The organism is Spongiibacter sp. (genome assembly GCF_041602295.1).
Classification (GTDB): Bacteria; Pseudomonadota; Gammaproteobacteria; order Pseudomonadales; family Spongiibacteraceae; genus Spongiibacter.
The window spans coordinates 12483-35061 of the sequence record NZ_JBFIGO010000022.1 but is presented as its reverse complement, the minus strand read 5'-3'; the positions used below and the strand labels follow the sequence as shown (position 1 = coordinate 35061).

Here is a 22579-nt window from a genome sequence, read left to right as displayed (position 1 = left end):
GGGCAGTTGCTGGCCGGGTTGGCTGAGGCACTGCTGGTTGAGCAGAATCTGGCCCCGGTGCAGGGGCTGAAAGCCGGCAACGGCGCGCAAGATGGTGGTCTTGCCGCAGCCGCTGGGGCCGAGCAGGCTGCAGATGTCGCCGTCGTTGACGTGAAAGCTGACCTGCTTGACGACCTCGTGGTCGTCGTAGCGGCATTGGATGTCCTGAACCTGTAGCAAGGGCGCTCCTTTGAGCTTGGTCGCGGCGGCGCGGTTTACTGGGTCAGCAAAAATTCCATCAGTGCTTTCTGCGCGTGCAGGCGGTTTTCGGCCTCGTCCCAGATCACGGTGTTGGGGTTGTCCATCAGCTCGGCGCTGATTTCCTCGCCGCGCTTGGCCGGCAGGCAGTGCATATACAGGGCGTCGGGCTTGGCGTGGGACATCAACTCGCTGTTGATCTGGTAGCCGGCCAACTTGCGGCGGCGCTCGGCTTTTTCTTCTTCCTGGCCCATCGAGGCCCACACGTCGGTGACCAGCAGGTCGGAATGTTTGGCGGCGGCCACGGGGTCGCGCAGTATTGTTACCCGGTCGCCGGCCGCAGCCACCAGGTCGGCGCGGGGATCAAAGCCCTCGGGGCAGGCGATGTTGAGCTGGAAGTCGAACTGCATGGCGGCGTTGATATAGGACTGGCACATATTGTTGCCGTCGCCCACCCAGGTGACCTGCTTGCCCTTGATGCTGCCGCGGTGCTCGACAAAGGTTTGGATGTCGGCCAGCAGCTGGCAGGGGTGGTAGTCGTCGGTCAGGGCGTTGATTACCGGCACACTGGAGTACTCGGCAAATTTTTCGATGATGCTGTGCTCGAAGGTGCGAATCATCACGATGTCGCACATCGACGAGATGACTCGCGCGCTGTCTTCGGTGGGTTCGCCGCGGCCCAGCTGGGTGTCGCGGGGCGACAGGAAGATGGCGTGGCCGCCAAACTGGGCAATACCCGCCTCAAAGGAGATGCGGGTGCGGGTGGAGGCTTTTTCGAAAATCATGCCCAGCACATAGTTGGGAAACTGCACGCTGGGGCGTCGCGCCCGGTGTTCGGCCTTCAATTCGATGGCGCGCTGGATGATGTGATCCAACTCGGCAGGGCTGAGGTCGTTAAGGGTCAGGAAGTGTCTCAAGGCCATGTGGCGGCTACCTTTGCTGCATAGACCGGTGCCTTAGGCGGCACCGGATTGGGCGGGCCACTGAAGAATCAGTGGGCAGAGGATGTCGAGCAGCGCGTCGACGTCCTGCCGGCTAATAATAAGAGGTGGTAGCAGGCGCACCACCCGTTCTGCGGTGACGTTGATCAGCAGGCCTTGGTCCAGCGCCTGTTTCACCAGGCCGCCACAGGGGCTGTCCAGCTCGATGCCGATCATCAGTCCGCGACCGCGCACTTCTTTGACATGACTGGCGTCGGCCAGACGTTGGCGGAGCTGCTGCTGCAGGTAGTCGCCAGTGTCGGCGACCTGGGCGAGCATGGCCGGGCTGTTCACGGTGTTGACCACCACCAGGCCGGCGGCGCAGGCCAGTGGGTTGCCACCAAAGGTGGAACCGTGATTGCCGGGTTGAAACAGTTCAGCGGCCTTGCCGTGCGCCAGGCAGGCGCCAATCGGCAGGCCGTTGCCCAGGCCCTTGGCGGTGACCAGTACGTCGGGAATCACGCCGTCGTGTTGGCAGGCAAAGTATTTGCCGGTGCGGCCGTTGCCAGTTTGTACTTCATCGAGCATCAACAGCCAGTTGTAGCGGTCGCAGAGCGCGCGCAGCTGGCTCAAAAAGCCGTCGGGCAACGGGTAGAGGCCGCCTTCGCCCTGAATGGGTTCGAGCAGCACAGCGGCGACGCTGTCGTTGTTTTTGGCAATGTTTTCCAAGGCGTCAATGTCGCCGAAGGGGGCGCGGATAAAGCCCTGTACCAGGGGCTCGAAGCCGGCTTGAATTTTGCGGTTGCCAGACGCGGTCAGGGTGGCCAGGGTGCGGCCGTGGAAGGCCTGCTCCATCACCACGACATGGGGGGTGTCGATATTGCGCTGGTGGCCGTGCATCCGCGCCAATTTAATTGCCGCTTCATTGGCTTCGGCGCCGGAGTTGGCAAAAAACACATTGTCCATGCCGCTGGCATCGCGCAGGGCTTCGGCCAGTTCCTGTTGGCGCTGCACATTATAGAGGTTGGAGGTGTGCAGCAGCTGGCCGGCCTGCTGTTGAATGGCCTCGGTAACGGCCGGGTGAGCGTGGCCCAGGGCGTTAACGCCGATGCCGCTGATGCCGTCGATGTAGGCTTTGCCCTGCTCGTCGAACAGACGCACACCTTCGCCGCGCACAAAGCTGACGGGCAGGCGGCCATAGGTGTTCATTAACGCGGGCAGTGTCATTGCAAAGGGTCTCCTGATCTCGCGGGCGGCCGCGGGAATCCTAGAACGCAAAAAGGCAGCCAGTGCTGCCCAAAAAATAAGGGAGTAATCATATAAGGAAGCTTTTGTAAATTCTAGGGGCCGCAGACATTTGCCGGTGCTGGCTGCTGGCGGGCTGCGAGTGTGCGGCGGGGCTAGGCAGCGAGGTGTTTTAGCTGTAAACATATGGGGGCGGGAGAGGCGATAGGGCAATCTCCCCGATGTTTGCTATAAGTAAGTTTGTTCAAACATCTAACTTAATGTTTTTACAAAAAATAATAATTGAGGTTGGGGAGAGTAAACGATGATTCATCCGCGAAGATTTCGTTTGTCCGCACTGGCGCTGGCCGCTGTGGCAATGCCGCTTACGGCGTTTGCGCAGGGTAACAGCAACGTGCTGGAAGAGGTGTTGGTGACGGCGCGGAAGCAGTCGGAAACGCTGCAAGATGTGCCCTTTTCCATCGCCGCGATGACCGAGGGCAAGCTCAAGCAGAGCGGTGCGACCGATCTTGAGTCGATGGCGACCAATGTTGCCGGCATTTCCATCCAGAATCTGGGGCCGGGCCAGAGTCAGGTGTCGATCCGTGGGATTTCTGCGGGGCAGATTGTGCGCGACCAGCCGGGGGTTAAAGAGCAGGTGGGGGTGTATTTCGACGAATCGGTGATTTCGATGTCACTGTTTACCCCGGATCTGGATTTTTACGACATTAACCGGGTCGAGGTGCTGCGCGGGCCGCAGGGCACCCTGTTTGGTTCGGGCTCGCTGGCGGGCACGGTGCGTTATATCAGTAATGCCGCCACCACCGATGAACTCAGCGGCTCTATTCAAGTGGGCGGTGAAACGGTTGACGAGGGCAGTGAAGGGGGCAGCATAAAGGGGCACATCAACGTGCCGCTGAGTGACACGCTGGCACTGCGCGCCGTGGGTTACGCCCAGCAGTACGCTGGCTATATCGATGCCCTGCAGCCCGGCGGCAGCGTTAATGAAGACGTCAATGAGGGCACGCGCAGCGGTGGCCGTATCGCCCTGAGCTTCCAGCCTAATGATGCCTTGAACATTACCCCGCGGGTGGTTTTCCAGACGATCGACATGGACGGTTTTAACCGCGAAGACGACTACAATATTCTGGCTAACCCGTTTACTACCAGCCGTGCGCCGGTAGTGCTGGGTGACTACCAGCAATTCACCCAGTTAGAAGAAAGCTTTGAAGATGACTTTCTGTTGGTCGATCTGACCATCAACTACGACATTAATGAAAACCTCACGCTGACCTCGGTGAGTTCTTACACCGACCGCGATGTGTTGGTGGTGCGCGACGCCACGGCGTTGAACGCCAGTATCACTGGCGGTTCGTTTGGGGAAAATGAGGCGAACTACACCCTCGATGCGCCGCTGTTTGACGAAACCGAAGCCGAAGTCGTGACGCAGGAATTGCGCCTCAGCGGACTTGATGGTCCGCTGCAGTGGGTGGCGGGGCTCTTCTATAGCGATGTTGAACGCCGCTACGGCCAGTCACTGCAAGTTGATGGCTACGATGCCAGCGCCCGCACGACGGCGCCGGATTCTACTGATCCGGGGGAGACTCTCGGGGCGAATGCGGTGGACGAGCTGTTTTATTCAGATATCCCCTATCAGCTTGAGCAATATGCGGTGTTCGGTGAGGTGTCCTATGACCTAAACGATAAAACGATGCTGGTGGTGGGCGCGCGCTTCTTTGACTACGAAGAGCAGCGCACGCTGAATTTTGACGGTATTTACAATGCCAGCGTGTTGAATCAGAAGAGCAAGGTATCTTCCGATGGGATTTCACCCCGGGTGATGTTGCGCTACGACGTCAATAGCGATGTCATGCTCAATGCCCAGGTATCGAGGGGCTTTCGCCTGGGTGGCATCAATGACCCGCTAAACGAGCCGCTGTGTTCGCCGTCAGACAAGGCGACCTTTGGCGGCAACGACAGCTTTGAAGACGAAACCCTCACCAACTATGAGGTGGGCAGCAAAATGACGCTGTTTGGCGGCGCCGGCACGTTTAATATTTCGGCGTTTTACAGCGATATTGAAGACCTGCAAGCCACGGTGAATGCCGGTACTTGTTCGTCGCGGATCGTGTATAACGTGCCCGAGGCCCACAGCGCCGGGATGGAAATGGAGCTGTTTGTCAGGCCGCTGAGCAATTTTGAGTTTGGCTTGTCGGCGAGCTATGTGCGCGCCGAGATCGACTCCGATGTGACCTCTACCGACAACAACAATGTGACCAGTGTGGTTGGCGGCATTCGAGAGGGTAATGAGCTGCCCACGGCGCCGGGTTTTGAGTTGGCCGCTACGGCGACTTACTATTTCCCGGTATTTGAAACATGGGAGGGCTATTTTAATGCCACCTACCAAAATGTTGGTGCGCGGCATACCCAGCTGGCCGATCAGGAGAATGGCGGCCGCGGTGTTGCCAGTCTGTTTTCTGGTGTTGGCGGCCCGTTGACGCAGTCGACCTTTGAGTACGACCGTGAGCAGGGTGGTTACCAGATCGTGAATCTGCGCCTCGGCGCGCGCAATGACAACTGGGATACCGCTCTGTTTGTGCGCAACGCCACCAATGAGCAGGCGCAGTTGTCACTGGATACCGAGCGGGGCGGCTCGGCCCGTGTTGGCCACCATGTGAATCAGCCGCGCACCGTCGGTGTTTCGGCGCGCTATAACTTCTAAGGTCTCTGTACCTTCTATATAGAGAACCAGAGTTCTCAGCGGCGGCCCTTCGGGGCCGCTTTTGTTTGTGCGCTTGTTTGGCTTATGGGCGGCGCATTGGCGATAATAGCGCTCTATCGATGTCTCGCGGTGACCCCATGCCCAGCACTAAGCAACTTGATCCCGTTAAGCTCGGCCTATTTGTCAGCCGCCTGGAGGCGGTGTGCGAAGAAATGGGCGCGGTGCTGCAGCGCGCGGCATTTTCACCAAACATTAAAGACCGCCTGGATTTTTCCTGCGCGATTTTCGACGCCCGCGGGGCCTTGTGCGCGCAGGCCGCGCATATTCCTGTCCACCTGGGCAGCATGGCCTATGCGATGGCGGATATTGTCGGTGCCTGCGACTGGTCGCCGGGCGATATGCTGGTGCTGAATGACCCCTTTCTCGGTGGCACCCACTTGCCAGACGTGACAGTGATCGCGCCCTATTTTCGCGACGGCCAGTTACAGGCGTTTATTGCCAATCGCGCCCACCACGCCGATATCGGCGCCGAGACGCCGGGTTCGATGCCGCTGTCGCGCAGCTTGGACGAAGAGGGGGTGGTCATTCCGCCGACCCTGCTGCAGCGTGGCGGGGTGCTGCAGCGGCAGTTGCTGAACGACTGGTTTGGCGAGGGCGAACACGGTGATTTCATTGCCCAGATCAGTGCCAATCGCTGTGGCCTGATGCGCCTTGATGAGGTGATCAATGCCCTGCCGGTGGCCTTTGCCGGTGCGGTGGCGCAGCTGCAGGATTATGCCGAGCAGCTGGCGCGCGCTCGCCTGGCCGACTTGCCCAGTGGTCGCTACCAATTCAGTGATGTGATGGACGACGATGGTTTTGGTCATCAGGATCTGGCGATTGTTGTCGAGCTGACACTGGCCGACGGCCGTGCCCATGTGGATTTTAGCGGCACTGCCGAGCAGGTGGCGGGCAATATCAACTGTCCGCATTCGGTCGCCGCAGCGGCGGTGTATTACGTATTTCGCTGTTTAATGCCCGATGAGGCGCCGGTGTGTGCCGGCCTGTTTCGGCCCATTAGTTTACGGGTGCCTGAGGGCTGTCTGCTCAATGCGCGGCGCCCGGCTGCGGTGGCGGCGGGCAATGTGGAAACGTCAATGCGCGCCTGCGATGTGGTGTTGGGTGCCTTGGCGCGCGCGGTGCCTGAGCTGATTCCCGCAGCGGCCCACGGCAGCATGAATAATGTGGCAATGGGGTCGCGCCAGGGCCGGCCCTGGCATTACTACGAAACCCTGGCCGGTGGCAGCGGCGGGCACAGCGCCGGGGCGGGCTTGAGTGCTGTGCAGTGTCATATGACCAATACCCTGAATACGCCGATTGAAAGTTTAGAAATGCACTACCCGCTGCGCATTGTGCGCTATGCCTTGCGGCGGGGGAGTGGCGGCGAGGGGCGGCACTGCGGTGGCGATGGGCTGATTCGTGAGTTTGAGTTTTTGGCGGCCGCGCGATTTACCCTGCTTACCGAGCGCCGTCGCGTGTCCCCCTGGGGGCTGGCGGGTGGCGCGGCGGCGGCCCGTGGCGAAAACCGCTTAAACGGTGAGTTGTTGCCGGCGAAAGTCAGCGCGGATGCGGCGCCTGGTGACCGCCTCAGTATTGCCACGCCCGGCGGCGGCGGTTGGGGGCGGCTCTAGTCGCGGATGACTTTTGCCTGCCAAGATTGGTAGAATAGGCGGCTGAAATTGTCCGGGCTTTTTATTCATCGGCTTGCCGGACGCCGACACGGCAGGTGCTCAATGGATACTATCGACGCGATCAAGCAGCAAATCGACAACAACCCCATCATTATCTATATGAAGGGCTCCCCCAATCAGCCGCAGTGTGGCTTTTCGGCTCGCGCCTCGCAGGCGCTGATGGGCTGCGGTGAGCGCTTTGCCTTTGTCGATATTCTCGCCAATCCGGAAATTCGCGCCAAACTGCCCGAGTACGCTAACTGGCCGACCTTCCCGCAGCTGTGGGTAAAGGGTGAGCTGATCGGCGGTTGCGACATTATCTGTGAAATGCACGAGAGCGGCGAGTTGCAAACGCTGATTAAAGAAGCGGTGGCAGAACAGCCCGACGCCGGCTGATTGCCGCTGTTGCCATAAAAAAACCCGGCCGCTGTGCCGGGTTTTTTTATGGCTGAAGAGAGCTGCCGGGCTTTTTTTTGAGTCAAAACTAGTCGGGCTTGGACCGCGGCGAACAGCTTTTGTTGCAATTACTAATGAGAATGCTTTTCGTTTGCTTTGTGACTTGTTATTATCCCCGCCAGATTTCAGTGCGTCCCCACGGCGGTGCAGACTGGCCGACAGACGCTCCCACTTTGATGGAGATATTTACGTGATGAAGAAAACTGCCCTGGCTATCGCAATGGCCGCTCTGCCTGTTGTGGCATTTGCCGAGACTCCCAGCTCTGCGGAAATGTGGACCATTATCAAGCAGCAGCAGCGCGAAATTGAGCGTTTGAAGCTGGAGCAGGCTGAGGCTGACGCCAAGCTCAATGCCACTGCCGATGCTGTAGAACAGTCGGCGACAATTGCCAGCTGGGCGAGCAAAACCACTCTTGGCGGCTATGGCGAGCATCACTTCAATCACTTTAAAGATGGCGACGACAAAGTTGACGCCCACCGTTTTGTGCTGTTTATCGGTCATCAATTCAGCGACACCGTGCGCTTTTTCTCTGAGCTGGAAGTGGAGCACGGCCTGTCTGGTGAGGGCAAGCCCGGTGAAGTGGAGCTGGAGCAGGCCTACATCGCTTGGGATTTCACCCAGGGTCACAGCCTGACTATGGGTCAGTTCCTGGTGCCGATGGGTATCATCAATGAAACCCATGAGCCCGACACTTTTTACGGTGTTGAGCGCAACAATGTTGAGAAAAACATTATTCCGGCCACTTGGTGGGAAACCGGTGTGATGGTCAACGGCGAAATCGCTCCCGGCCTGAACTACAACGTGGCGGTGCACAGCGGCCTGAAAGCGACTCCCGGCAGCAGCGTGCGCGGTGGCCGTCAGAAGTCTGCCAAGGCCACGGCTGAAGATCTGGCCTACACGGCGCGTCTGGCCTACAACGGCGTGGCGGGTCTGGAGCTGGCTGCCGCAGTGCAGCAGCAGCAAGACATTACGCAGGGCGCAGTGGGTGGTGGCGAAGCCACTTTGTACGAGGCGCACGCTCGCTACCGCGTTGGCGGCTTGACCCTGACGGCGCTGGCAGCCCAGTGGGATATCGACGGTGATGCGTTTGCTGCCGCGGGTTCTGATAAGCAGGACGGCAACTACCTGGAAGCGTCCTATAAAGTGACTCCCAAGCTGGGTGTTTTCGTTCGCCAGAGCGAGTGGGACAACAAGGCAAACAGTGCGACTGACACCGAGGTCGAGCAGATTGATCTGGGTCTGAACTACTGGTTGGTGCCCAATGTTGTGCTGAAGGCGGATATCGCCGATACCCGCAACAGCAACAAAGATGCGGTTAACTTTGGCATTGGCTGGAGCTTTTGATTGTTAGCTAAGCTTGTTAACTGCAATACCAGCAGCGGGCCCTTGCCCGCTGTTGTCGTTTTTGTATTGTGCGCCTTGTTTGCCCGGCCGCTGCTGGCCAGCGAGGCGGGTCAGTACCTCAGTGTTGGCGATTTTTTGAGCGCAGCGTTTGACGGTGAGCAGCCGCAGGCCAAGGTGTATTGGTTGCCGGCGCCGCTCAAGCAGGAGATCCGCCGCCTAACCGGCCGCGATTTCCCCTTGTTGCGGGTGCGTTACTGGCAGCAGGGTGAGCGCAGTGCCTGGATCCTCGATGAGATTGGCAAGGAAATGCCGATCACTATTGGTGTGGTGGTCGAGCGGCAGGCAATACGCCGGGTCGATATTCTCGCCTTCCGCGAAAGTCGCGGCTGGGAAGTGCGCCATCCTTTCTTTACTCGGCAGTATGTCGGCGCGGGCCTCAATGAACAGCGGGCCTTGAATCGCCATGTTGACGGTATTACCGGTGCCACCCTGTCGGTGCGGGCGGTGACTCATGTCGCAAGGCTGGCACTGTTGTTGGCCCGCGAAGCGCTGCCGCCGCAGCCTGAAGGCGCCGCGCCGTGATGACGGGGCACCGCCGCTGGCGGCTGCTGCTGTTGCGCTGGCATCGCCGCATTGGTGTGGTGCTGGCGCTGTTTGTGGTCAACCTGGTGTTTACGGGCATTGCGATTAATCACAGCGATGGCTGGTCTTTGAATGAGCGCCATGTGGATCAGGATTGGCTGTTGAGCCTGTATGGCATCCGCGCGGCAGAACAGCGCAGTTTTGCGCTTGGCGGGCGTTTTCTCAGTCAGGCTGGCGACAGCATGTTGTATCTCGATACGCAGCCATTGCAGCTTTGCGAGGGCGCCTTGTTAGGTGCGGTCGCCTTGGTTGATGAGATCTACGCCCTGTGTGAGGAGCGGCTGCTGGTGTTCAGCGGCGCCGGCGCCTTGCTCGATGATGTCACCGCCAGTTATGGCTTGCCGCAGGGCTTGGGCGCGGTGGCGGAAAAAAATGGTCGACTGTATTTGCGCGATCGCCAGCGGGTGTATCAATATCAGCCGCTGAGTTTGCAGTTTAGTATTGCCGACGAGCCGCCAGCGGTGAGTTGGTCGCAGGTGACGCCGCCGCCGGCGGAACTCAATAGCTTTTTGCAGCAGCGCCATCGCGGCAAGGGGCCGAGCTGGGAGCGGGTCTTACTGGATTTGCACAGCGGTAGGCTGTTTGGTGATCTGGGTGTGCTGGTGGTCGATATTGCCGCCATTGCATTGTTGCTGATTGCACTCAGTGGCGTTTGGGTCTGGGTTACCAAGCCGGGGCGCTGGCGCCACCACTAGGTGGATTTTGGCCGTAAATCTGTTGTCGCCGGCAGCTGTAGTCAATGGCGTGGCTGTCCCCTGGTGTTAGTCTGACCACCTTGTCCTGGAGGTGGTGTTATGAGTTCTGTATTAAACCTGTGGCGCAAAATGTCGGCCTATCCCGGCGGCAAGCGCGTGTTTTCCAAAATGATTTGCCTGAAGGCGCCGTATTTTTCGACGATCTCTCCTCAGTTTGAGGAGCTGGATGTCGGCGGTGGCGTGGTGCGCATTCGCGAGCGCCGTGCGCTGCACAATCATATCGGCACGGTGCATGCCATCGCGCTGTGCAACCTCGCTGAAGTGGTGGGGGGGATTACCGCCGAGGTCTCCATGCCCAAGGGCATGCGCTGGATTCCGGCCGGCATGAATGTGCGCTACCTGAAACCCGCAAAAGGTGTACTGCGCGGTTATGCCAGCATGCGCGATGTTGAGCTGGGGGAGAAGGGCGAGGTGCCGGTGAATGTTGAGGTGAAAGAGGCCGATGGCACTGTCGTCTTTACCGCTGAGATTGCCGTGCATGTGTCGCCGGCTAAGCCCAAGAGCTGAGGGCTGTCGTGCAGGGGCGCCCCGTCAGGCGGGGCGCCGGTGTGGCGGCGCTCAGTCGCCGACGCTGCCCATCATGGATTGTTGGTAGTTCTGCAGGCCAACCTTGTCGATCAGGCTCAGTTGGGTTTCCAGCCAGTCGATGTGCTCTTCTTCCGATTCGAGAATCTCTTCCAGCAGCTCGCGGCTGCCGTAGTCTCTCACTGATTCGCAATATTCGATGCCGTCGCGCAGATCCGGTACCGCTTTCAGCTCCAGGCTGAGGTCGCACTCGAGCATTTCTTTGGTGTTTTCACCAATCATCAGTTTGCCGAGGTCTTGCAGATTGGGGATACCTTCCAAGAACAGGATGCGCTTGACCAGCTTGTCGGCGTGCTTCATCTCGTCGATGGATTCGTGGTACTCGTGCTCGCCAAGCTCCTTCAGGCCCCAATCTTCGTACATGCGGGCGTGCAGGAAATACTGGTTGATGGCGACCAGTTCGTTGGCAAGAGCTTTGTTGAGATGGGCGATTACCTGAGCGTCACCTTTCATTGCAGGATCCTTTCATTGCGGCGAGTTTAATGCCCCAAGTGTGGACCGCAAAAGGCGGTTAAGTCAAGCTAAGTGATTGATTTGTATGCTAGTTTATAAAGGTAAGAGAAATCGTTATCAATCGCTTTTAGGCGACGGCGTAACACAGTGATTCGTCGTAGTTGCTGAGGTGATCGTCGAAAATACTGCGCGCCAGAGAGCCGCATTTGCCGCACTGGCTGGCGAGGTCGAGTTCGCGGCGCAGCGCGCTGAAATTGCTTTGGCCATTGTCGATGGCGTCGCGAATTTGCGTGTCGGTGATACCTTTGCAGAGACAAACGTACATGGCGCTGGAACCCGTGGTGAAAGCCGTGTTGTGATCAGGAGTCTAAAGGTAATGAAAATGAGAATGCTTGTCAATTGTCTTTGGTGATTTCATTTGCTTCTTATAGTTTGGGGCTATGGCGGCGATTGGAATTTTCAATGGGATTGGTCTGTGGCGCCGTGTATCATTGCCGGTCTACTCCTTTTACACGGTGCGTTCAGCACTTTCTAATCAAATAACCGGAGGTTTACATCATGGCTGTACTGGTAGGCAAACCCGCTCCCGATTTCACTTGCGCAGCGGTACTGGGCAATGGCGAGATCGTTGATGAGTTTACGCTTAGCGAGGCCGCTAAGGGCAAGTACGCAATCCTGTTCTTCTACCCGCTGGACTTCACCTTTGTCTGCCCTTCAGAGCTGATTGCTCTGGAACACCGCATGGATAAATTCCGCGAGCTGGGTGTGGAAGTGATCAGTGTTTCCATCGATTCGCAGTTCACTCACAACGCGTGGCGCAACACCGCTATTAATGACGGCGGTATCGGCGCAGTGACTTACACTATGGCTGCCGACGTGCGTCACGACATCTGCCGTGCCTACGACGTAGAAGCTGAAGGTGGCGTGGCCTTCCGCGGTGCTTTCCTGATCGACAAAGAGGGCATGGTGCGTTCACAGCTGGTTAACGATTTGCCGCTGGGCCGCAATGTCGACGAGCTGGTGCGTTTGGTTGAGGCTCTGCAGTTCCACGAAGAGCACGGCGAAGTGTGCCCGGCTGGCTGGAACAAGGGTGACAAGGGTATGGATGCGTCGCCGACGGGTGTTGCCGCTTACCTGGCAGAGAACTCTGACAAGCTGTAAAACGGCTGTTTTGGCGGCTTAGGTCGCCAGATAAGCAGTGTGAAAAGGCCCGATTGCCGTGAGGTGATCGGGCCTTTTTGCTGGAAGAGGGCTGGCAGCGAAAGCCCGAGCCTTGTATCCCCCCTTTTTTGGCAAGGCACAAAAAACCCCACCGGGGTGGGGTTTTGAGGTCCGGCCCCATGGCCGGCGATTTAAGCGCTGATTAGGCGGCAAAGTTTGCTGCGGCAAATTCCCAGTTCACCAGGTTCCAGAAGCCTTCCAGGTACTTGGGGCGGGCGTTGCGGTAGTCGATGTAGTAGGCGTGTTCCCAAACATCGGCGGTGAACAGCGGCGTTTGGCCGTCGCGGGCGATCGGTGTGTCGGCGTCGTCAGTGTTGACGATGTCCAGGCTGCCGTCGCTGTTTTTGACCAGCCAAGTCCAGCCCGAACCGAAGTTGCCTACGGCGCTGGCGTTGAAGGCCGCTTTGAATTCCTCGAAAGAGCCGAATTTCGCATCGATGGCCGCAGCCAGTTCGCCGGTCGGGGCGCCGCCGCCGTTGGGGCTCAGGCTGTTCCAGTAAAAGGTGTGGTTCCATACCTGCGCGGCTTGGTTGAACAGGCCGCCAGTGGCGCTTTTGATGATCTCTTCCAGCGATTTGCCTTCAAATTCGGTGCCCGGTACCAGTTCGTTGAGCTTGGTCACGTAGGCGTTGTGGTGCTTGCCGTGGTGGAAGTCCAGCGTCTCGGCGGAAATATGGGGTTCCAGGGCAGTTTTTTCGTAGGGCAATGCCGGTAATTCAAAAGCCATGTCTGTCTCTCCTGACGTATTGTGGGTTTTACTTGCTTGATAACCGCGCCGCAGTGGCGCGGTGACGATAAGTTGTTTTGGGATATTGGCGAGCTGGGCGTTAATCCCAGCGCCAGCCACCCATATCCTGCCAGCGGTTGACGATTTGGCAGAATAGTTCAGCGGTCTTCTCGGCATCGTAGGCCGCGCTGTGGGCCTCGTTGCTGTCGAAGGGAATGTCCGCCAGCTGGCAGGCCCTCGCCAGTACCGTGTGGCCGTAGGCCAGCCCGGCTAAACTCGCGGTATCCATCACCGAGAACGGGTGGAAGGGGTTGCGTTTGATGCCGCTGCGCTCGATGGCCGCCAGCACAAAGCCGAGATCAAAGTGGGCATTGTGGCCGACCAATACGGCGCGGGTGCAGTCGTGAGCCTTGACTTGCTGGCGCACTTTTTTCATTAGCTCGCCCATCACCGTGACCTCTTTCTGGGCCTGGCGATCCGGGTTATGGGGGTCGATACCGGTAAATTCAAGGGCCGCTGTTTCCAGGTTGGCGCCTTCAAAGGGCTCGATGTTGTAACTGAGCGTTTCGTCGGGTTCCAAATTGCCGGCGTCATCCATGCGCAGCAGGGTGGCGCCAATTTCCAGAATGCCGTCGGTGTGGCAGTTGAAGCCGCCGGTTTCGACGTCGATGACCACCGGTAAAAAACCGCGGAAGCGCTGTGCGATCAAACTTTTCTCGCCATTCATGGGCATGTCTTAAACCACCTGCCAGCGCAGGGTTTCGCCGGCGCGAAGCGGCCGCAGCTGATCCTCGCCCAGGGGCAGGCTTGCGGGCGCCTGCCAGTCGCATTTCTGTAGGGTAATACCGTCGCTGTTGCGCGCCAGACCGTAGAAATCCGGGCCGTGGAAGCTGGCGAAGGCCTCAAGCTTGTCCAGGGCGCCGGCGGCCTCAAAGGCCTCGGCATAGAGTTCGATCGCGGCATAGGCGGTATAACAGCCTGCGCAGCCGCAGTCGGCTTCCTTGCGGTGACGGGCGTGAGGGGCCGAGTCGGTCCCGAGGAAAAATTTGGGGCTGCCGGAGGTGGCCGCTGCGATAAGTGCCTGCTGGTGGCGGTTGCGCTTGAGAATAGGCAGGCAGTAATAATGCGGGCGAATGCCGCCGGCCAGCATATCGTTGCGGTTATACAGCAGGTGGTGGGCGGTAATTGTGGCGGCGACATTGTCGCCGGCGTCGCTGACAAATTCCGCAGCATCGGCGGTGGTAATGTGTTCCAGCACGACTTTCAGTTGCGGAAAGTCGCTGACTATCCTCTTGAGGTGGCGCTCGATAAATTCGGCTTCGCGGTCAAATATATCGATCTCGGCATCGGTGACCTCGCCGTGCACCAACAGTGGCAGGCCGCGTTTCTCCATTTCTGCCAGCACCGGCCACAGTGCGTCCAGGTCGGTGACGCCGGCGTCGGAGTTAGTGGTGGCGCCCGCGGGGTAGAGTTTGGCAGCGTAGACCAAGCCGGAGGCCTTGGCATCGGCGATATCCGCGGGGCTGGTGCGGTCGGTGAGATACAGTACCATCAGCGGTGTAAAGTGTTCGCGGCCGGCGGGTATGGCCGCGCGGATGCGCTGCTCGTAGGCGCGGGCCTCTGCCAGGTTGCGTACCGGTGGCGTCAGATTGGGCATGACAATGGCGCGGCCGAAGTAGCGGCTGGCGTCGTCGACGGTCTGTATCAGGGCATCGCCATCGCGAAGGTGGATATGCCAGTCATCGGGGCGGGTTAGGTGCAGGGTTTGCATGTTTTTGCCTGTGGTGTCCAAGCGCGGAATCCTACAGGATTCGGGGCCTTGATTAAAGTCGGCGGCGCTTTCGCTTTGCTTGCGCTTCGCTCTCTGTGGCACTCTAGACGGCTTTCTTTGTCGGGCGGAATAGGGGCGTAGTGATCGATACCGTGAGTCTTATCGGCATGCCGGCCAGTGGCAAGTCAACGTTGGGGCGGCCGCTAGCGGACGCTCTGGGGCGCCGTTTTGTTGACGGCGACCAGCTGATTGAACAGCGCGAGGGCGCGAGTTTGGCCGAGATCCTCGCCAGCCGCGGTTATCTGGGCTTGCGTGAGGCGGAGCAACAGGCGCTGCTGGCCGAGGATTTTTCCGGTGCGGTGCTCGCCACCGGCGGCAGTGCCGTATACAGCCCGGCGGTGATGGCGAAACTGCGCGATGCCGGGCCCTTGGTGTTCATCGATTTACCCTTGGCGCAGTTGCAGCGGCGCTTGGGCGATTTCGCCGCGCGCGGCATCGCCTGTGCGCCCGGTACGGATTTGCCCGCCCTGTATGCCGAACGTCAGCCGCTGTATGAGGCGGCGGCGGATATCCGTATCGATGCCGACGGCTGCAGCGAAACGGCGTTGGTGGCGGCCATACAGCAGGCCGTGTTGGCCTGGCCGGGCAGACCATGAATACGACGGCGCCCAGCGCCATAGAGAGGGATAAATGCCAATTAAGCGACATACCTGCATAGAAATCTGCAAGGAGGATCTGAAATTTTCCGCCGCGCATTTCACCATTTTTTCGGCGACCGAGCGCGAGCGCCTGCACGGACATAATTTTAGGGTAAGTTTGCTGCTGACCGCGGATGTGGGCGATGACGGCATGTGCTTTAGCTATGTGGAGATCAAAAAACGCCTGCGCAAGCTCTGTGCGGCATTGGATGAATACACATTGCTGCCGGCTCAGTCGCCGCATATGGACGTTAGTGAGCGCGGTGGCTATCTGTGCGCGACGTTTAACGGTGAGGAGTTGTTGTTCTTGAAGGCCGATACGCTGCTACTGCCGTTGCGCAATACCACGGTGGAGGAACTGGCCCGCTATGTGCTGGAGCGGCTGCTCGACGATGCCGCTTTTGTCGATGGCAATCACATCAGCGAACTGGTGATGAAGGTGTCCTCTGGCCCGGGGCAGTGGGGCTCGGCAACGTGGACGCGAAATTGACGGCGACAGGCCGTTGCGGTGTCGCAATGGTCAGTCATTGAGGAGAGTGCGCAGATGACAAAATTGCTGATTATTAGTGGCGGCAGCCAGGGTATTGGCCGCGCGACTGTGCAGCGTTTCGCGGCTGAGGGCTACCGGATTATCAACCTGTCTAGACGCCCTATCGATGTGGCTGGCGCCGAGCAGCTAACGGTGGATATGAGTGAGGCGCAGTGGCTGGAGGGCTGTGCCGAGGCCCTGCAGAGGGCCGCCAGCGAGGCGGAGGCGGTGGTGTTGGTCCACAATGCCGCCAGGCAGGAAGGCGATACGGTGGCCAGTTTGCAGGCAGAGGCGTTTCGCGCGGTATTGCAGGTCAACCTGGTGGCGCCACAGCAATTGAACGCGCTGCTGATTCCGTGGATGAAACCGGGCTCGGCGATTCTCTATGTGGGCTCGACACTGGCGGAAAAGGCGGTGTCGGGTTGTGCCTCATACATTGCCAGCAAGCACGGCTTGGTGGGCTTGATGCGGGCCACTGTGCAGGATCTTGCCGGCAGTGGCATACACAGCGCCTGTGTCTGCCCGGGTTTTACCGATACCGATATGCTGCGCGGTCATATCAATAACGACCCCGATGTCATTGCCGCTATTACCGCGAATGTGTCGGCTGGGCGGTTGATCGCGCCAGCCGAGATTGCCGATACACTTTATTTCTGCGCTCACTCGCCAGTCATCAGCGGCGCGGTGATTCACGCCAACCTCGGTCAAATCGAGCACTGAGCCGCATTGTTGCCGCGCTGAGACGCGGCCCTACCCCCGCGCAGCTGTCGCTGGTTGTGTCGGGGAATTCCCTGAGCAATTTTTCAGTCTAAACTGAGTACAGCGGACGTAGCCGTCCGCTGCGCTAGAGGCATAACTACCTGCTTGAAATTCGGAAAACGCGTAGAAGATTTTTTCGGATCGAAGTAGATGGCTTCCCCGTATCGGAGTAGAGTGAATTAGCAAACACATGAAACTGTAGTCGCGACTTACCGCGTTTTGGACTGGCAGCAAAGTGGCGTTACAGCACAGAGGGAGATTGCATTAATGGGTATCCTTGATAACGTCCGTGAGCAATACCTGAAAGCGAAAGATGAGGAGATGTCACTGACTGACTATCTCGAACTCTGTCGCGATGACCCCCTTGTTTACGCAACCCCCGCCGAGCGAATGCTCGCCGCTATCGGCGAGCCAGAGTTGGTCGATACCCGCAGCGATCCGCGGTTGTCCCGTATTTTTTCCAATCGCCTGATTGCCCGCTACCCAGCCTTTGAAGAATTTTATGGCATGGAGGATGTGATCGCGCAGATTGTGGCCTTTTTCAAACATGCTGCCCAAGGGCTCGAAGAGCGCAAGCAGGTGTTGTATTTACTGGGTCCGGTAGGCGGAGGTAAGTCGTCGATTGCCGAACGCTTGAAAAAGTTGATGGAGTCCTATCCGATCTATGCGCTCAAGGGCTCGCCGATCAACGAGTCTCCCCTGGGCTTGTTCGACCCCGAGCGCGACGGCAGCCAGCTGGAAGAGGAGTACGGTGTACCGCGCCGCTACCTCACGGGTTTGTCCTCGCCCTGGGCGATAAAAAGGCTGGAAGAATTTGAGGGAGACCTCAACCAGTTTCGCGTTGTGCGGGTGCAGCCCTCGGTGCTTAAACAGGTCGGCATCACCAAGACCGAGCCCGGTGACGAGAATAACCAGGATATTTCCACTCTGGTCGGCAAGGTCGATATTCGCAAACTGGAGTCCTACGCCCAGGACGACCCCGATGCGTACTCTTACTCTGGCGGCCTGTGCCTAGCCAACCAGGGTATGCTGGAATTTGTGGAGATGTTTAAAGCGCCGATCAAGATGTTGCATCCCCTGCTCACGGCAACCCAGGAGGGTAACTACAAGGGGACCGAGGGTTTCTCGGCGATTCCCTTCCAGGGCATTATTCTCGCGCATTCCAATGAGTCGGAGTGGCAGAGCTTCCGCAATAACAAGCACAACGAAGCCTTCCTTGATCGGGTGTATATCGTCAAGGTGCCCTACTGCTTGCAGGTTTCGGAGGAGATGAAGATTTACGAGAAGCTGTTGCGTCACAGCTCGCTGGCCCATGCGCCTTGCGCCCCGGGCACCTTGGAAATGCTCGCCCAGTTCTCGGTGCTGACCCGCCTTAAAGAGCCGGAAAATTCCAGTATTTACTCGAAAATGCGGGTCTATGATGGTGAGTCGCTCAAAGACACCGACCCCGCCGCTAAGTCCTATCAGGAGTACCGCGATTACGCCGGGATAGATGAAGGCATGACCGGCATGTCCACGCGTTTTGCTTTTAAGGTGTTGTCGGCGGTTTTTAATTACGACAACTCGGAGATTGCCGCTAACCCCGTACATCTGATGTACGTGTTGGAACAGCGCATTATGCGCGAGCAGCTGCCCGAGGATACCCAGCGCAATTATCTGGAATTCATTAAAGGCTGGTTGGCCGTGCGCTACGCCGAGTATGTCGGCAAGGAAATCCAGACTGCCTACCTAGAGTCCTATTCCGAGTACGGGCAAAATATTTTCGACCGCTATGTGACCTTTGCCGATTACTGGATACAGGATGAGGATTACCGCGATCCGGAAACCGGTGCGATTTTTGATCGGGCTACGTTAAACAGCGAGCTGGAGAAAATTGAGAAGCCGGCAGGTATTGCCAATCCGAAGGATTTTCGCAACGAGATTGTCAATTTTGTTTTGCGCGCCCGGGCGCAAAACGAAGGCCGGAACCCCAACTGGACAAGCTACGAGAAACTGCGTGAGGTGATTGAGAAAAAAATGTTCTCAAGCACCGAAGAGTTGCTGCCGGTAATTTCTTTCAATGCCAAGGCCTCGGAGGAAGATCGCAACAAGCATGAAAACTTCGTGACCCGCATGGTTGAAAAAGGTTACACCCCGAAACAGGTCAGACTGCTCTCCGAGTGGTATTTGCGTGTGCGCAAGGCGGGCTGAAGGCGATAGTAACCCGACAGGGATAAGGGGCGAATATGTCGATGATTATTGATCGACGGCTGAACGATCGTAACAAGAATGCGACTAATCGCGCGCGGTTTATCAGGCGATATAAATCCCAGCTGAAACGCTCGGTAGCGGATTTGGCCGCTGAACGCTCCATTACCGATATGGGGCGCGGCGGCGAAGTGGGCATTCCGGTTAAGGACATCTCTGAGCCAAAGTTTCGCATTGGCCCCGGTGGCGACCGTGAAATGGTCCACCCCGGTAATCACAGTTTCTCTCCTGGCGATAAGATCGCCAAACCCAAGGGCGGCGGCGCCGGTGAAGGAGAAGGTGGTGGCGACGGTCAGGGCGAGGGCGGGGATGGTCAGGACAACTTCATGTTCACGCTCTCGAAAGAAGAGTTTATGAATCTGTTCTTTGACGACCTTGAATTGCCGCGACTGGCGCGCAATATGCTCGGTGATGCCAAGCAGTTCACCTTTCGCCGCGCCGGTTACACTCCCAGCGGGGTGCCGGCGAATCTGTCTATTCGCCGCTCGCTGGAAAATGCCATGGCGCGCAAGATCGCGCTGACCGGGCCGTTGAAAAAAGAACTCCGCGCCCTCGAGGAGGCCGGTGGCGATGCCGAGGAAATTCAGCGACTGAAAGATCGCATCGACCGAGTGCCGTTTCTCGACGAGTACGACCTGCGCTTTCGCCACAAGGTCAAAGAGCCCAAGCCGATCAGCCGCGCGGTGATGTTCTGCTTAATGGATGTGTCGGCATCGATGTCGGAGCAAAAAAAGGATCTCGCCAAGCGCTTCTTTACCCTGCTTTATCTGTTTCTCAGCCGCAAGTACGAGCATGTCGAACTGCTGTTTATTCGCCACACCTCGAATGCCGAGGAAGTGGACGAGGAAGCCTTCTTCCACGACCCGCAAACCGGTGGCACGGTGGTGATGTCGGCGCTGAAGTTGAGGTTGGAGATTATTGAAGAGCGTTTTGCGCGCGAGGAGTGGAATATCTATGGTGCACAGGTCTCCGATGGCGATGCCTTTGGCAGTGATCCGCAGCGCAGCGCGGCAAAGTTGAGCAAGGAGATTCTGCCTCACTGCCGTTATTTTGCTTATGTAGAGGTGCCGGATAGCGCCAGTGCGGTGACGCCGCTGGCGGCTGCCTACAGCCAGATTCACGATGACAATTTTGCCACGGCTAGGGTGATGGGGCGCGGTGATGTTTATCCGGTACTGCGTGAGTTGTTTCAGCGGGAGGCGGTGTGAGTATGGTCGATAAGCGCGACCGGGTGTTGTCGCGGGGGGGCGACTGGGATTTTGATTTACTGCGCAGCTACGACCGGGAGATAGGTCAAATCGCCGAGGAGTTTGGCTTAGATACCTACCCCAATCAGATTGAAGTGATTGCCTCGGAGCAGATGCTCGACGCCTACGCTTCGGTGGGGCTGCCGATTAGCTACACCCACTGGAGCTACGGCAAGGAGTTTATTCGTAACGAAGAGGCCTATCGCCGGGGAATGCGCGGTCTGGCTTATGAGCTGGTGATTAATTCCGATCCCTGTATCGCCTATTTAATGGAAGACAACAGCATGCCGATGCAGGCGCTGGTGATCGCCCATGCCTGCTATGGCCACAATTCCTTTTTTAAAGGTAATTATCTGTTTAAACAGTGGACCAGTGCCGACGCGATAGTCGACTACATGGTATTTGCCAGGAAGTATATTTTTGAGTGCGAGCAGAAATACGGTATAGACCGGGTTGAGGAAACCTTGGATGCCTGCCACGCATTGATGGATCATGGCGTGGACCGCTTTCATCGACCCTCGCCACTGTCGGCGCAGGATGAGTTGCAGCGGCAGCACGAGCGCGCAGAGCACGCCCGTAAGCAGTTCGATGATATCTGGCGGACGCTGCCCCGCAAGAGTAAGAAGGCGAAGCAGGAAAAGGGCGAGGAGAGAGCGACTTTTCCACCGGAGCCGCAGGAAAACCTGTTGTACTTTGTTGAAAAATACTCGCCGACCTTGGAAACCTGGCAGCGCGAGATTGTGCGCATCGTGCGCAAGCTGGCCCAGTATTTTTACCCACAGGGTATGACCAAGGTCATGAACGAGGGCTGGGCGACGTTCTGGCATTACACCCTGCTCAACACCCTGTACGACCGCGGGCTGGTTGACGAGGGCTTTATGTTTGAAATTTTGCAGTCGCACACCAATGTGGTGATGCAGCCCGGCTACGATCATCCGGCGTACAGCGGCATCAATCCCTATGCGCTGGGTTTCGCCATGTTCCGCGATTTGCGCCGCATTTGCGAGGAGCCCGACGATGAAGACCGGCAGTGGTTTCCCGATATCGTCGATAAGGACTGGCGCGAGGTACTGGATTTCGCCATGCGCAATTACAAGGACGAATCCTTTATTGCCCAGTATTTGTCGCCGCGGCTGATTCGCGAGTTTCACCTGTTTGCGATTGCCGACAAGCACAGCGACGATTTTGTGAAGGTTGAGGCCATTCACAATGAAGACGGCTATCAAGACGTGCGTCGTTTGGTCTCGCGTCAGTATAACCGCGATGTTTTGGTGCCGGATATCCAGGTGCAGCGCTATGAGCACATGGGGGACCGCTCGCTGTTACTGCGTTATACCCGGCTGCGGGAGCGGCCGTTGACCAGTGACGCTAAGGAAGTGCTCAAGCACCTCAGCCGACTGTGGGGGTTTCGGGTCAGCATGGAGGTGTTTGATGAAAAAGAGGGCGTTGTTGACCGTATCGATGTCGACCCGGTGCGCAGTTAACGGCCGCGAAATTTGGGCGTCACTTTGTCGAAAAAGGCTTGCAGGGCTGTCATATGATCTTCTGTGGCGTGGCAGCGGGCTTGTACATCGGCACAGACGTCTAGGAAGTCGCCCAGTTCTTGGCGCTGCGCCAGTTTCATTAAACGCTTGGTTTGGCGCAGGGTGATGGGCGGTTTGGCGGCGTAATCGGCGGCATAGCTTTCGGCGCAGCTCAGCAGCTGTTCATTGCTGACCTTCTCCAGCAGTAAGCCCAGCGACAGGGCTTCGTCGGCGTCAATGATGCGCCCGCTGAAGGTGAGTTCGGCGGCGCGCTGATAGCCGAGCAGGCGCTGTAAAAACCAGGCGCCACCGTCGCCGGGAATAATGCCCAGATTGATAAACGTTTCGCCAAAGCGTGTGCTGTCGCAGCCGATGCGCAGGTCGCACATACAACACAGGTCAAAGCCCGCGCCGACTGCAGCGCCATTTATGGCGGCGATGGTGACCACTTCTGCATCGTGCATAGCGCGGGAAATGCGTTGAATGCCATGGCGATAACTGGCGCTGATTTGTTCTGCGCTGCCGGCAAACATGCCGCTTTTATCGCGCATATCTTTAACGTTGCCTCCGGCGCTAAAGGCGCGTCCCTCCCCGGTTAGAACGAGACAGGAAATGTCGTGGTTGGCGTTGGCCCAGGCTACGGTGTTACAAATATCATCAATGAGATGGCTGCCGGTCAGGGCGTTGCGAATGTCGTCGCGCTCAAAACGCAGTACCGCATAGCGGCCGTTGATGCGCAGGCTGGCGTCGCGTAATTCGGGCTGATTCATAGCAAATCCCTTTTCAATAGATGAGCGGGATTATGCCAC

23 protein-coding genes are annotated in these 22579 nt (G+C 58.0%); 14 read left to right on the top strand and 9 right to left on the bottom strand.

Going from position 1 to position 22579, the window contains the following annotated elements; translation table 11 throughout:
- From ABYM29_RS06115 to ABYM29_RS06105, 3 genes are all read right to left on the bottom strand, one after another.
- On the bottom strand, positions 1 to 219 hold a 219-nt coding region (locus ABYM29_RS06115), incomplete at its 3' end, for an ATP-binding cassette domain-containing protein (protein ID WP_372863433.1).
- A gap of 35 nt (positions 220 to 254) precedes the next feature.
- Positions 255 to 1160, bottom strand: coding sequence for an ornithine carbamoyltransferase (argF, locus tag ABYM29_RS06110; protein WP_372863430.1), 906 nt, complete (start codon positions 1158 to 1160; stop codon positions 255 to 257).
- A 33-nt stretch (positions 1161 to 1193) separates the two neighbouring features.
- Positions 1194 to 2384 carry an acetylornithine transaminase gene (locus ABYM29_RS06105; RefSeq protein ID WP_372863428.1) on the bottom strand — a complete coding sequence of 397 codons (1191 nt, stop codon included), beginning with the start codon at positions 2382 to 2384 and terminating at the stop codon, positions 1194 to 1196.
- 322 nt (positions 2385 to 2706) lie between these two features.
- Between ABYM29_RS06105 and ABYM29_RS06100 the strand changes: the two genes are divergently transcribed.
- From ABYM29_RS06100 to ABYM29_RS06070, 7 genes are all read left to right on the top strand, one after another.
- Positions 2707 to 5103: a TonB-dependent receptor gene (locus ABYM29_RS06100; RefSeq protein ID WP_372863425.1), complete on the top strand. Its 2397-nt coding sequence runs from the start codon at positions 2707 to 2709 to the stop codon at positions 5101 to 5103.
- 137 nt (positions 5104 to 5240) lie between these two features.
- Positions 5241 to 6773: a hydantoinase B/oxoprolinase family protein gene (locus tag ABYM29_RS06095; protein WP_372863423.1), complete on the top strand. Its 1533-nt coding sequence runs from the start codon at positions 5241 to 5243 to the stop codon at positions 6771 to 6773.
- A 102-nt stretch (positions 6774 to 6875) separates the two neighbouring features.
- The gene (grxD, locus tag ABYM29_RS06090) at positions 6876 to 7208 is read left to right on the top strand and encodes a Grx4 family monothiol glutaredoxin (protein ID WP_372863420.1); all 333 of its coding nucleotides are present in this window, start codon (positions 6876 to 6878) and stop codon (positions 7206 to 7208) included.
- A gap of 253 nt (positions 7209 to 7461) precedes the next feature.
- Positions 7462 to 8613, top strand: a complete 1152-nt coding sequence (locus tag ABYM29_RS06085; protein WP_372863445.1) for a porin — start codon at positions 7462 to 7464, stop codon at positions 8611 to 8613.
- Positions 8614 to 9195 (top strand): FMN-binding protein, encoded by a 582-nt coding sequence (locus ABYM29_RS06080; protein ID WP_372863418.1) that lies wholly within the window; start codon positions 8614 to 8616, stop codon positions 9193 to 9195.
- Positions 9195 to 9950, top strand: coding sequence for a PepSY domain-containing protein (locus tag ABYM29_RS06075; RefSeq protein WP_372863442.1), 756 nt, complete (start codon positions 9195 to 9197; stop codon positions 9948 to 9950). The genes ABYM29_RS06080 and ABYM29_RS06075 overlap by 1 nt, the downstream gene beginning before the upstream one ends.
- 99 nt (positions 9951 to 10049) lie before the next feature.
- Positions 10050 to 10517, top strand: a complete 468-nt coding sequence (locus tag ABYM29_RS06070; RefSeq protein ID WP_372863415.1) for a hotdog fold domain-containing protein — start codon at positions 10050 to 10052, stop codon at positions 10515 to 10517.
- A 51-nt stretch (positions 10518 to 10568) separates the two neighbouring features.
- Here ABYM29_RS06070 and bfr read toward each other — a convergent pair whose 3' ends face one another.
- Complete coding sequence (gene bfr, locus ABYM29_RS06065) at positions 10569 to 11048, bottom strand: bacterioferritin (RefSeq protein WP_372863414.1); 480 nt, start codon at positions 11046 to 11048, stop codon at positions 10569 to 10571.
- Between the two features lie 127 nt (positions 11049 to 11175).
- Positions 11176 to 11373, bottom strand: a complete 198-nt coding sequence (locus ABYM29_RS06060) for a bacterioferritin-associated ferredoxin (RefSeq protein ID WP_372863411.1) — start codon at positions 11371 to 11373, stop codon at positions 11176 to 11178.
- A gap of 233 nt (positions 11374 to 11606) precedes the next feature.
- Here ABYM29_RS06060 and ABYM29_RS06055 point away from each other — a divergent pair, with 233 nt between their 5' ends.
- Positions 11607 to 12209 (top strand): peroxiredoxin, encoded by a 603-nt coding sequence (locus tag ABYM29_RS06055; RefSeq protein WP_372863408.1) that lies wholly within the window; start codon positions 11607 to 11609, stop codon positions 12207 to 12209.
- A gap of 202 nt (positions 12210 to 12411) precedes the next feature.
- On the opposite strand, the gene ABYM29_RS06050 is transcribed toward ABYM29_RS06055, so the two are convergent.
- The 3 genes from ABYM29_RS06050 to pyrC form a co-directional block, all read right to left on the bottom strand.
- Positions 12412 to 12996, bottom strand: a complete 585-nt coding sequence (locus tag ABYM29_RS06050; protein WP_372863406.1) for a superoxide dismutase — start codon at positions 12994 to 12996, stop codon at positions 12412 to 12414.
- Between the two features lie 100 nt (positions 12997 to 13096).
- A complete protein-coding gene (gene rnt, locus ABYM29_RS06045; RefSeq protein WP_372863403.1) occupies positions 13097 to 13729 on the bottom strand; it encodes a ribonuclease T in 633 nt (210 codons plus the stop codon).
- Between the two features lie 3 nt (positions 13730 to 13732).
- A complete protein-coding gene (pyrC, locus tag ABYM29_RS06040) occupies positions 13733 to 14767 on the bottom strand; it encodes a dihydroorotase (protein WP_372863401.1) in 1035 nt (344 codons plus the stop codon).
- Positions 14768 to 14907: 140 nt separating this feature from the next.
- On the opposite strand from pyrC, the gene ABYM29_RS06035 reads away from it, so the two are divergent.
- The 6 genes from ABYM29_RS06035 to ABYM29_RS06010 all read left to right on the top strand — a co-directional run bounded on the left by ABYM29_RS06035 (position 14908) and on the right by ABYM29_RS06010 (position 21731).
- Positions 14908 to 15423, top strand: a complete 516-nt coding sequence (locus ABYM29_RS06035) for a shikimate kinase (RefSeq protein ID WP_372863398.1) — start codon at positions 14908 to 14910, stop codon at positions 15421 to 15423.
- Between the two features lie 34 nt (positions 15424 to 15457).
- Entirely contained in the window at positions 15458 to 15955 is a 498-nt protein-coding gene (locus ABYM29_RS06030) for a 6-pyruvoyl tetrahydropterin synthase family protein (RefSeq protein ID WP_372863396.1), read from the top strand.
- Between the two features lie 54 nt (positions 15956 to 16009).
- A complete protein-coding gene (locus tag ABYM29_RS06025) occupies positions 16010 to 16714 on the top strand; it encodes an SDR family NAD(P)-dependent oxidoreductase (protein ID WP_372863393.1) in 705 nt (234 codons plus the stop codon).
- 306 nt (positions 16715 to 17020) lie between these two features.
- Positions 17021 to 18943, top strand: a complete 1923-nt coding sequence (locus ABYM29_RS06020) for a PrkA family serine protein kinase (RefSeq protein ID WP_372863390.1) — start codon at positions 17021 to 17023, stop codon at positions 18941 to 18943.
- A 35-nt stretch (positions 18944 to 18978) separates the two neighbouring features.
- On the top strand, positions 18979 to 20208 hold the full coding sequence (locus tag ABYM29_RS06015) for a YeaH/YhbH family protein (RefSeq protein WP_372863387.1): 1230 nt from the start codon (positions 18979 to 18981) through the stop codon (positions 20206 to 20208).
- 2 nt (positions 20209 to 20210) lie between these two features.
- Complete coding sequence (locus ABYM29_RS06010; protein WP_372863439.1) at positions 20211 to 21731, top strand: SpoVR family protein; 1521 nt, start codon at positions 20211 to 20213, stop codon at positions 21729 to 21731.
- On the opposite strand, the gene ABYM29_RS06005 is transcribed toward ABYM29_RS06010, so the two are convergent.
- Positions 21728 to 22540 (bottom strand): enoyl-CoA hydratase-related protein, encoded by an 813-nt coding sequence (locus ABYM29_RS06005; RefSeq protein WP_372863385.1) that lies wholly within the window; start codon positions 22538 to 22540, stop codon positions 21728 to 21730. The genes ABYM29_RS06010 and ABYM29_RS06005 overlap by 4 nt on opposite strands.
- Between the last annotated feature and the right edge of the window lie 39 nt (positions 22541 to 22579).